Source organism: Nocardioides sp. (assembly GCF_036401255.1).
In the GTDB taxonomy this organism is placed as follows: domain Bacteria; phylum Actinomycetota; class Actinomycetes; order Propionibacteriales; family Nocardioidaceae; genus Nocardioides.
In genome coordinates this window covers 18,177-28,450 of sequence record NZ_DASWVI010000465.1, presented here as the reverse complement: position 1 = coordinate 28,450, position 10,274 = coordinate 18,177, and the positions used below count along the sequence as shown (strand labels likewise).

Below are 10,274 nucleotides of genomic sequence, written 5' to 3'. Positions count from 1 at the left end.
CTCGCTGGCGCCGAGCACCAGACCGGCCAGCCCGGCGGTGGCCAGGATGCCGGACACGACGTCGACCGGCACCGGGTAGCCGCGGTCGGCGGGGAGCACCCGGCGCCCGGCGGCGACGACCGCGACGGCGACGGCGACGTTGACGTAGAGGCACCAGCGCCAGCCGGCGTACTCGGTGAGCAGGCCGCCCAGGAGCAGGCCGACGACCGCACCGCTGCTGGCGACCGCGCCGAAGACGCCGAAGGCCTTGCCGCGCTCGCGCGGCTCGGTGAACGTCGCGGCGATCAGGGCCAGGGCGGCCGGTGCCGTGAAGGCCGCGGACGCGCCCTGCAGCGCGCGGCCGAGCACGAGCAGCTCGAACGAGGTGGCGGCGCCGGCGAGCGCGGAGGCGGCGGCGAAGCCGGTCAGGCCGGCGGTGAGCACGCGCCGCCGGCCGAGCCGGTCGGAGGCCTTGCCGCCGAGCAGCAGCAGGCCGGCGAAGGAGAGCGTGTACGCCGTGACCACGTAGGAGCGGTGCGCGTCGTCGAAGCCGAGGTCGGCCTGGGCGGTCGGCAGCGCGACGTTCACGATCGTGGCGTCGAGGGCGACCATCAGCTGGGCGAGCGCGATGACGCCCAGGGCCGCCCAGCGGCGGTCTCGAGCGGGCGTGGCGGGCCCGGCGGCGGGGGGAGAGGTGCGGGTGGTCATGACGGGTCCTTCCGAAGAAGCGGAGATATTCACTCCGGTTAACCGTGCGCCTCCCGCTCGCGGATGTCAAGAGAAATGGAGAAATAGCCTCCGGTTGGGTACGATCGGCCCGTGACCATGCGCGCCGACGCCCGCCGCAACCTCGAGCAGCTGCTCGCCGCCGCCCGCGACCTCGTGGCCGAGAAGGGCCCCGGGGTCGCGCTGGACGAGGTGGCCCAGCGCGCCGGGGTCGGCATCGCGACGCTGTACCGGCGCTTCCCCGACCGCACGGCGCTGCTGCGCGGGGTCGTGCTCGACGCGCTCGAGCGGACCCGCGTGGTCGCCGAGCGGGCCGCCGAGGAGCACGACGACGCGTTCGAGGCGCTGGCGGCGTACCTGCGCGACGCCTTGGAGCTGCGCGTCTCCGCGGTCATCCCCCAGGTCCTCGACGTCCTCGACCTCGAGGAGCCCGAGGTCGCCGCCGCCCGGGAGGCCAGCGCGCGGGCCACCGAGGCGCTCGTCGACGCGGCCCACCGCGACGGGCAGCTGCCGGCCGACGTCACCTTCGCCGACGTCGGGATGATGCTGGTCCGCATCGCCCGGCCCCTGCCGGGGCCGATGCCCGACGACCTCAAGCACGACCTGGCGCGGCGGCACCTGGAGCTGTTCCTGCGCGGGCTGCGCGGCGGCGACGGCGGGCGGCTCGGCGGGCCGGCGCTCGACCGCCGCGAGCTCGCCGAGCTCACGCGGGAGGTCGACCGACGGACGAGGTGATCTGTCCGTGCGGTGGAGCCCGTGGCACCACAGGCCGATGTCGCCGAGGGTGAGGACTTCCTAGCGTCGATCGCGTGACCAGTGCCCGCCTCCCTCACGTCCTCGCCGTCCTCACCGCGGTCGGTGTCCTGCTGACCGCGACCGCCTGTGGCGACCGCGCCCCGACCACCGCGGACGCGGTGCACCGGCCACCCCAGCCGCACGGGCGGCCGGCGCCCCACGAGCCGGCCCGGCTCGACCGCACCGTCCTCGACACCGGGCGCATCGACATCGCCCGGCTCGAGCCGGACTTGCGTGCCGCCCTCGAGCAGGCCGCCCGCGCGGCCCGGGCGGACGGCGTCGTGATCGAGGTGACCAGCGGGTGGCGCAGCCGGGAGCACCAGCAGCGGCTGCTCGACGAGGCCGTGATCGAGTACGGCAGCCTCGACGAGGCGCTCGAGTACGTCGCCACCCCGCAGACCTCGGCGCACGTGACCGGCGACGCCGTGGACGTCGGCCCGGAGTCGGCCCGGAGCTGGCTGAGCCGGCACGGATCGGCGTACGGCCTGTGCCAGATCTTCGCCAACGAGACCTGGCACTTCGAGCTCGCGACGACGCCCGGCGGGACGTGCCCACCGATGTACGCCGACAGCAGCCAGCGCTAGCGGCGCCGGCCGCCCGCCGCCGCCGACCGGGCTGCTGGTAGGACAGGAGCATGAGGACTCGCACCATCGGCAACGACACCGTCGGCCGCACCGAGGTCGGCGCCATCGGCCTCGGCCTGATGACCTTCGACCAGACCGGGACCCAGCCCCGTCAGCAGCTGCTCGACACCGTGCGCGCCGCGCTCGACGCCGGGGTCACGCTCTTCGACACCGCGGACGCCTACGGCCCGGGCGAGGAGAAGGGCGCCGGCGCCCAGGGCGAGAACGAGCTGCTGATCGCCTCGCTGCTCGACGAGCTCGGCGTACGCGACCGGGTGCTGCTGGCCACCAAGGGCGGGCACGTCCGCACCGAGGGCGGCGGCTGGGGCACCGACAGCACCGACGCCCACCTCAAGCAGGCGGTCGACGACAGCCTGCGCCGCCTCGGCGTCGAGCAGATCGCGCTGTGGCAGCACCACCGGCCCAGCAGCAAGGTGCCCTACGAGGACGTCCTGGCCTCGATGCAGGACATCGCCGAGACCGGGAAGGTCCGGATGTTCGGCATCTCCAACGCCAACCCCGAGCAGATCCGGGCCGCGCACGCGGCGCTCGGCGAGCGGCTCGTCAGCGTGCAGAACCAGTACTCCCCGGCGTTCCGCAGCAGCCGCCCCGAGATCGACGTGTGCGCCGAGCTCGGCCTGGCGTTCCTGCCCTGGAGCCCGCTGGGCGGCCTCGGCGACGCCAAGGAGCTGGCGGCCAAGCACCCGGCGTTCGCGACGGTCGCGCAGGCCCGCGGCGTCAGCGCCCAGCAGGTCGCGCTGGCCTGGGAGCTGGCCCAGTCACCGGTCGTGATCCCGATCCCCGGCGCCAAGCGACCCCAGTCGATCCAGGACTCCGCGGCCGCCGCCGAGCTGGACCTCACCGACGAGGAGCTGCGCGCGCTCGACGCCGAGTGAGGCTCAGCCGACGGTGATGACGGTCTTGTCGCCGGTGCGGGCGACCGCGTGGGCGAAGGCCTGCGGGGCCTCGGCGAGCGGGAAGCGGTCGCTGACGAGCGCGTCGAGCTCCAGGCCGGTGGTGGCGAGCTCGATCGCCCGCGGATAGGTCGCGTGCATCCGGCGCACCATCGCGAACGTCAGGCCCTTGCGCCGGGCCGGCGCGGCCGGGAACGACGAGAGCGGCACCGACGGGATGCCGCCGAGCGCGATCCGGGCACCGGGCCGGGTGCACGCCACCGCGGTGGCGATGGCGTCGTCGACGCCGGCCATCTCGACCACGACGTCGACGCCGCGACCCCCGGTGAGCTCCTCGACGGCGGCCGGCGTCTCGTCCGGGGCCCAGGCGGCGTCGGCGCCGTAGCGGAGCGCGGTCTCGCGCCGGTGGGCGAGCGGCTCGCTCACGACCACCCGCCGGGCACCGGTACGCCGGGCCACCGCGGCGGCCAGCACCCCGATCGGCCCCCCGCCCACCACGAGCACGTCGTCGTCGGCGCGCACGTGCGCGACGCCGACCGCGTGGATCGCGACCCCGAGCGGCTCGAGCAGGGCGCCCGCGTCGTCGCTGAGCGGGTCCGGCAGGGGGAACAGCAGCTCGCTGGGCCACACCAGCCGCTCCTGGAGGCCGCCGTCCAGGCCGGCGTGACCGGCGAAGCGGACGTCCGGGCACAGGTTGCCGTGGCCGGCCGCGCACTGCTCGCAGGCCCCGCACGGGATCGCGGGATCGACCGCCACGCGCTGCCCGGCGTACGGCCCGTCGAGCGCGACGCCCGCGAACTCGTGCCCGGGCACGACCGGCTGGTCCAGCGTCACCTCGCCGGTGCCGCCCTCGGCGTACCAGTGCAGGTCGGAGCCGCACAGGCCGACCGACGTCACGGCCACCGTGGACCAGCCCGGTCCGGGTGCGGGTGGCGAGCCGACCTGCTCGACGCGGAGATCACCGATGCCGTGGAGTCGGGCCGCTGCTGCCACGCCGTCAACCTACCGCCGCCGCACCGCGCGCTCGCACCCGCCAGACTGAGAGCCGTGGACCGACCGACGCTGCGCCGGCTCTTCCCGCGCCGGGTCGCGATCATCTGCGCCGTGGTGCTGGTCGCCCAGGGCATCGGCCTCGCCATGCTGGTGCGCGACGTCCGCGAACCCCGGCCCCACGAGGCGCCGGTCGCCGTGGTCGCTCCCGCGATCGTCGGGCAGGCGCTCGCCGACGAGGTCGACGCCCTCGAGGGCCGGCCGCTGGACGTGACCGCCACCGACGACCGGGGGGCCGCGATCGAGGACGTGCGGCACGGCGTGACCGTCGCGGCGGCGGTGATCGACCTGGCCGGGACCCAGGACCAGCTCGTGCTCAACGGCGCGACCGACGGCCGGCTCTCCCAGGCGGTGCTCGACCAGGTGCGGGCGATCGAGGACGCCCGCGGCCGGACCGTCACCGTCCGGCGCGTCTCCGTCTCGTCGGTCGAGGACGACGTCGTCCGCCGCCTCGCCGTCGGCTTCGGCGCCCTGGGGTTCGTGGTGGCGCTGGGCCTGTCCCTGCGGTTCGGGCCGGTCGCCCGCACGCTCCGGCTCGGCACCCGGCGGCTCCTGGCGGTGGCGGTGATCTCCCTGCTCGCGGGGTACGCCGCGGCCGTCCTGCTGCCCGGGGTGAGCTCCCTCGACCAGGCGGCCCAGCTGCGGCTGGCCGGCGCGCTCGCGCTGACCGCCGCGGTCGCCGCGACGGTCACGCTGGCCCTGGAGGGCGTGGCCGGGTTCGGCGGCCTGGGCCTGAGCGGCGTGTTCTACCTCGTGGTCGCGACCCCGCAGCTGCTCGGCACCGACCCGCACCTGCTGCCGGCGCCCTGGCCGACGCTCGGGACGTGGCTGCCGCCCGGTGCCGCCACCGAGGCCCTCGCAGCGATCGCGATGTACGCCGGGACCGGCGTGCGGCTGCCCCTGCTGGTGCTCGCGGTCTGGCTGCTGGCCGGCGTGCTCACCTTGCTCGTGTCACGCCGGGAGCGTGCCCGCGAGCAGACCGCGCCGGACGCGGGCCTCGACGAGCCGCTGCTGCTGCACGCCCCGCTGAGCCCGGTGGTCCGGCACGGACGGCTGGTCCGCTGGCGCTGGCGGGTGGCCGTGGTGGTGCTGCCGGCCGCGGTCACGGCGTTCGCGCTGGTCTCCTTCGTCCCGCGGGACGCGGTGGCGGACGCGGCCCCGGTCGCCAGCCGGGCCAGCCAGACCCAGTGCGTCTCGACCGGGTCGGTCCGCAGCGTCGCCGACCTCAACCGCATCGCGCGCACGGTCCGCGGGGGGCCGGAGTTCGAGGGCGGTGACGTGGGCGCCGACACCGAGCTCCAGGACGGCCGGCGGCTGATGGTGTTCGGCGACACGCTGCGCAGCCCGTCGTTCGACGGCCAGCGCTTCGTGCGCAACTCGATGCTGGTGATCGGCGGCGAGTGCATCCAGGCGATCGTGCCCGAGGACCACGGCGCGCTGATCCCCGACCGCCCTGGAGCCTCCCCGTCCGGACCGGTGGGCTACTGGCCGATGTCCGCGATCACGCTCAACCACCCTGGCTACGACCTGGTCGTGGTCACCGCCCAGCGGGTCCGCAGCACCGACAGCGACGACGCGTTCGGGTTCGAGAACCTCGGCCCCGCGGTCGCGGTCTTCGTGGTCCCGCGCGGCGAGACCCCCCAGCTCATCGACGTGCGCGACCTCGGGCCCGACGCGGCCGACATCACCCGGCCGGTGTGGGGCGCCGCGACGGCGCTCGACGGGGACTGGCTCTACCTCTACGGCACCGCCAACCCCGACCAGCCCTACGTGTTCGGGTTCTCCCTGCGGGTGGCCCGGGTGCACCCCGACGACGTGCTGCGTGCCTCCGCCTGGGAGTACTGGTCCGGGACCGACTGGGTCGACGACCCCGCCCGCAGCGCGGAGCTGGTGCCGGCCGAGGGCGGGACCTCGCAGACGCTCTCGGTGTTCGGTGCGGACGGGCGCTGGTACGCGCTGAGCAAGCGCAACGAGTTCCTCGGCAGCGACGTGGTCGTGTGGAGCGCCCCGGACCCGTGGGGGCCCTTCGACACCGGCCGCACCGTGGCCGTCCTGCCCACCGACGCCGCCGAGGGCCGGCTGCGCTACATGCCGCTGGCCCACCCCGGCCTGCTCCCCGAGCCCGGGACGGTGGTGGTCTCCTACAGCCGCAACCGCACCGACGTCGGACAGATCGTCGAGGACCCGACCCGCTACCGGCCACGGTTTTTGCGCGTCGACCTCCCGTAGGGCCCGCCTGCCGGTCCGTGCCGTCGGACGGGCGGGGATACTGGCCCGCATGGGAGACCCGAGTGCATCCAGGGCGAGCCGGGGCCGGACCCGCTCGGCCGTGCTGCTCCTGATGCTGGTCGTGGTCGTCAACCTGCCGCTCGCCCACAGCACCTGGACCGACGCGAAGGTGCAGCGCTCGGGCGTCGACGTCGACGCCACCGTCGTGGACCACCAGGACGGTGGCTGGCTGTCCTTCCGGTTCCCCGAGGACGTGGATCCCGAGCAGCGCACGTGGACCGCCGAGGTCGACGACGCGGCGTACGCCGAGGCGGTCGACTCCGGGCGCGTCGAGGTCCGCGTGCTCGAGGACGACCCGTCGGCGTACGACGTCTCCGGCGCCGTCGAGAGCCGGGTCCCGCTGATCGCGACCGTGGTCGTCGACCTGGTCCTGCTCGTGCTGGGCCTGCTGATGTGGCGCTTCGGCGGCCGCCTGCGCAGCGGCCTGCGCGCGGTCGCGCTCGGCGACGTGGAGCGCTGCGCACCGGAGGTGCTGCTGGAGCGGCTCCAGGCCGAGGACTACCTGGTGCGCGGCGAGGTGATCGAGGTGGCCCCGGACCGCGTCGTGCTCGACCTCGGCAACCGGACCATCGAGGTGCTGCTCGACGGGCACCACAACCCGGTCGGCCACCAGCAGGCGGCCCAGGTGCGGGCCCGGATGATCTAGCGAACCTAGCTTCGCTAGACGCCGACCGAGGAGCGCGCGGGGAGCTCGACCGGCTCGGCCTCGATGGCGACCGGTCGGCGGGCCAGCCCGGAGACCAGGACGGCCACCATGAGCGTGGGCCCGAGGAGCACGAAGGCCAGCAGGCCGGCCATGAGCAGCGTGGTGATCATCGGTCCTCCGGTGGGGTGGGCTGCAGGACTCGTTTCCCGCGCGGCGTACGCCGAAACCTCCCCGCGGTGTGGCCTGGGCGACATCGTCGCCCGGGGATCACCCGGGCGGCGGGCGGGCGGGGCATCCCGGCCGGGGGTCGTGGGTAGTGGCCACCCATGACCACGTTCTCCGCCGACACCCGTGCCGAGGCGGTCGTCGACGCGCCGCGTGCCCGGATCTGGGCGGCGCTGACCGACCCCGCCCTGGTCGCCGACCTGACGCCGTTCGTCTCGACGATCCGCGAGGACGGCGACCACTGGCGCTGGCAGCTGGCCGGACTGAAGGTGCTGGGGGTCGGGGTCGCCCCGGCGTTCACGGAGCGGATGACCTACGTCGAGCCCGAGCGCATCGAGTTCCACCACGACCCGCCCCCGGGTGCGACCGAGCGGTCCTCGGTCGAGGGGTGGTACTCCCTGACCGAGCACGAGGCCGGCACCCGGTTGGTCACGGCGCTGGAGATCACCCTCGATCTCCCGCTGCCCCGGGTCTCCGGCCCGGCCGTGCGGGCGACGATGAGCGGGGTGATCGACCAGATGGGCGAGCGGTTCTCGCGGAACCTGCTCGCCCACCTGGGCGCCCGACAGGTGGCCTAGCCAGCATCCGCCGGCCGTGCTTGTCGGCCTCTTCTCCCGCTTGTCAGGGGTTGCAACGGGCGACAAGCGGAGGAATCCCCGGTGGACCGGGGATCCTCCGCCCCGCTCAGGCCCGAGACGCCTCGGACTCCAGGTCGTCGAACGCGTCGTCGAAGTCCGGGCCGCGCAGGTAGGGGCGCTCGAGCTTCTCGCCCTCGACGTCGACCTCGGGCAGCAGCCGGTCCAGCCAGCGCGGCAGCCACCAGGCCCGGTCGCCGAGCAGGTAGAGCACGGCCGGGATCAGCGCGATCCGCACCACGAACGCGTCGAAGACCACCGCGATCGCCAGCGCGAAGCCCATCGACTTGATGATCGGCTCGTCCTGGAGCATGAACGCCGCGAACACCGCGGTCATGATCGCCGCTGCGGCGGTGACCACCCGGGCGCTGTTGCGGAACCCGTCGACCACGGCCTCCCTCATCGGGTAGCCGTGCACGTGCGCCTCGCGGATGCGGGTCACCAGGAACACCTGGTAGTCCATCGCGAGCCCGAACACCACGCCGATCAGGAAGATCGGCATGAAGCTCACGATCGGCTGACCCTCCATCCAGCCGAACGCACCCTGCTGGAACACCGCGACGGTCGCGCCGAGCGTGGCGAGCACCGAGAGCAGGAACCCGAGGGTCGCGGTGAGCGGCACCAGGATCGAGCGGAACACCAGCATCAGCAGCAGGAACGCGAGCCCGATGACCACCGTGAGGTAGATCGGCAGGGCGTCGCTGAGCCGTTCCGACACGTCGGTGGTGATCGCGGTCAGGCCGGTCACGCCCGTCTCGGTGCCGGTCTGCTGCTCGATCGCGTCCTGCCCGTCGCGCAGCGCGGTCAGCAGGTTCTCGGTCGCGGTGTCGTCGGGGCCGGACGACGGGGTGACCATGATCTGCGCGCCGGTCCCGGCCTCGTTCGTCGCCACGACCTGGGCGTTGTCGACGTCGTCGAGCCCGGCGGTCCAGGCGGCGACCTCGCCGATCGCGGCGCCGCGATCGGCCTCCGCGACGTCGGTCGCGTCGACGACGACCAGCAGCGGTCCCTCGCGACCCGGCCCGAAGGCCGCGGACATCAGGTCCGACGCCTGGCGCTGGGTGGTGTCCGAGGCCGCGGTGCTGTCGGTCGGGAACGCGAGGTGCAGGTCCTTGAGGGGTACGGCGAGCGCCCCGAGCGCGACGACGACCAGCAGCGCGACGGCCACCGGCTTGCGGCCCACGAGCCGGGCCCACCGGACGCCGTTGTTGAGCACGTGGCCGTCGGGCTCGCGGTGCGGGGCGTAGCGGCGGACCCGGCCGCCGAAGGCCTTGGACTTCAGCAGGCCGAGGATCGCCGGCAGCAGCGTCAGGGCGACCAGCACCGCGATCAGCACGGTGCCGGCGGCGGCGAGGCCCATCGCGGTCAGGAACGGGATCCGCACCACGGCGAGCGCGGTGAGCGCGATGAAGACGGTCAGGCCGGCGAAGACGACGGCCGAGCCCGCCGTACCGACGGCGATGCCGATGGCCTCCTCGCGGTCCTCGGTGTGGTGCAGCTCGGTGCGGTAGCGGGCCAAGATGAACAGCGTGTAGTCGATGCCGACCGCGAGGCCGATCATCGTGGCGAGCATGGGAGTGCTGGAGCCGATGTCCATGAACGCGGTCATGCCGGTGACGGCGGTGATGCCGAGCCCGACGCCGAAGAGCGCGGTGACGATCGGCAAGCCGGCAGCGACGAGCGAGCCGAAGGTGAGCACGAGGACGAGCAGCGCGACCGCGACGCCGATCAGCTCCGAGGAGCCGCCGGGCTCGGTGAACGCGCTCATGCCGGTGCCGTTGGCCTCGACGGTGAGTCCGCTCGCGCGGGCGTCGTCCATGACCTCGAGCAGCCGGTCCTGGGTGGCGGGCTCGATGTCCTGCGGGGTCTCGACGTCGTAGTCGAACGTGATCGTGCCGACCCGGCCGTCCTCGGACAGCGGGCTGAGCGCGGCCGCGTTCGCCAACGCCTGGTCGCGCGGCGTGCCGTCCTGCTCGGCGGCGTCCAGCAGCTGCTGCCGCTGCGAGGCCGCCGCGTCGACGGGGTTGGCCAGTGGCGCGTCGGCCGGCACCTGCGGCACGTCGCGCAGCTCGGCGATCAGGTCGTCGACCGCGGCGGCGTACGGCGCCTCCTCGAGCGTGTGACCCTCCGGGGCGGCGACGACGACGTTCACCGTCGCGCGGTCGAAGGCGTCCACCGACTGCGGGAACAGCTCCTCCTGCATGTCGGCGGCCTTCTCCGAGGGGATGCCGGGGATCGAGAACGCGTCGGTCATCGGCTTGGACATCGTGGCGGCGAAGGTGCCGACCGCGAGCATCGCGACGATCCAGCCGGCGATGAAGATCGGCCACCGCCGGTAGGCGGTCTTGCCGAGGCGGTGGAGCAGGGTGGCCATGGTGGTGGTCTTCCTGTG

The 10,274-nt window shown here is 74.4% G+C and carries 10 protein-coding genes; 6 read left to right on the top strand and 4 right to left on the bottom strand.

Annotated elements, in window-relative coordinates; translation table 11 throughout:
- Window positions 1-687, bottom strand: a 687-nt coding sequence (locus VGD85_RS21410; protein ID WP_331065455.1) for an MFS transporter, incomplete at its 3' end; no start/stop codon positions are given.
- 117 nt (window positions 688-804) lie between these two features.
- On the opposite strand from VGD85_RS21410, the gene VGD85_RS21405 reads away from it, so the two are divergent.
- From VGD85_RS21405 to VGD85_RS21395, 3 genes are all read left to right on the top strand, one after another.
- Window positions 805-1,440 (top strand): helix-turn-helix domain-containing protein, encoded by a 636-nt coding sequence (locus VGD85_RS21405; RefSeq protein WP_331065458.1) that lies wholly within the window; start codon window positions 805-807, stop codon window positions 1,438-1,440.
- A gap of 74 nt (window positions 1,441-1,514) precedes the next feature.
- Window positions 1,515-2,084 (top strand): M15 family metallopeptidase, encoded by a 570-nt coding sequence (locus VGD85_RS21400; RefSeq protein ID WP_331065454.1) that lies wholly within the window; start codon window positions 1,515-1,517, stop codon window positions 2,082-2,084.
- Window positions 2,085-2,134: 50 nt separating this feature from the next.
- Window positions 2,135-3,019, top strand: a complete 885-nt coding sequence (locus VGD85_RS21395) for an aldo/keto reductase (RefSeq protein ID WP_331065453.1) — start codon at window positions 2,135-2,137, stop codon at window positions 3,017-3,019.
- Between the two features lie 3 nt (window positions 3,020-3,022).
- Here VGD85_RS21395 and VGD85_RS21390 read toward each other — a convergent pair whose 3' ends face one another.
- Window positions 3,023-4,030, bottom strand: coding sequence for a zinc-dependent alcohol dehydrogenase (locus VGD85_RS21390; protein WP_331065452.1), 1,008 nt, complete (start codon window positions 4,028-4,030; stop codon window positions 3,023-3,025).
- A gap of 54 nt (window positions 4,031-4,084) precedes the next feature.
- Between VGD85_RS21390 and VGD85_RS21385 the strand changes: the two genes are divergently transcribed.
- Together VGD85_RS21385 and VGD85_RS21380 are read left to right on the top strand one after the other, a co-directional pair.
- Window positions 4,085-6,316 carry a DUF4185 domain-containing protein gene (locus VGD85_RS21385; RefSeq protein WP_331065451.1) on the top strand — a complete coding sequence of 744 codons (2,232 nt, stop codon included), beginning with the start codon at window positions 4,085-4,087 and terminating at the stop codon, window positions 6,314-6,316.
- Window positions 6,317-6,365: 49 nt separating this feature from the next.
- Window positions 6,366-7,022: a hypothetical protein gene (locus VGD85_RS21380; protein ID WP_331065450.1), complete on the top strand. Its 657-nt coding sequence runs from the start codon at window positions 6,366-6,368 to the stop codon at window positions 7,020-7,022.
- Between the two features lie 14 nt (window positions 7,023-7,036).
- On the opposite strand, the gene VGD85_RS21375 is transcribed toward VGD85_RS21380, so the two are convergent.
- On the bottom strand, window positions 7,037-7,192 hold the full coding sequence (locus VGD85_RS21375) for a hypothetical protein (protein ID WP_331065449.1): 156 nt from the start codon (window positions 7,190-7,192) through the stop codon (window positions 7,037-7,039).
- Window positions 7,193-7,348: 156 nt separating this feature from the next.
- Here VGD85_RS21375 and VGD85_RS21370 point away from each other — a divergent pair, with 156 nt between their 5' ends.
- The gene (locus VGD85_RS21370; RefSeq protein ID WP_331065448.1) at window positions 7,349-7,825 is read left to right on the top strand and encodes a CoxG family protein; all 477 of its coding nucleotides are present in this window, start codon (window positions 7,349-7,351) and stop codon (window positions 7,823-7,825) included.
- Window positions 7,826-7,931: 106 nt separating this feature from the next.
- Here VGD85_RS21370 and VGD85_RS21365 read toward each other — a convergent pair whose 3' ends face one another.
- The gene (locus VGD85_RS21365; RefSeq protein ID WP_331065447.1) at window positions 7,932-10,256 is read right to left on the bottom strand and encodes an MMPL family transporter; all 2,325 of its coding nucleotides are present in this window, start codon (window positions 10,254-10,256) and stop codon (window positions 7,932-7,934) included.
- Between the last annotated feature and the right edge of the window lie 18 nt (window positions 10,257-10,274).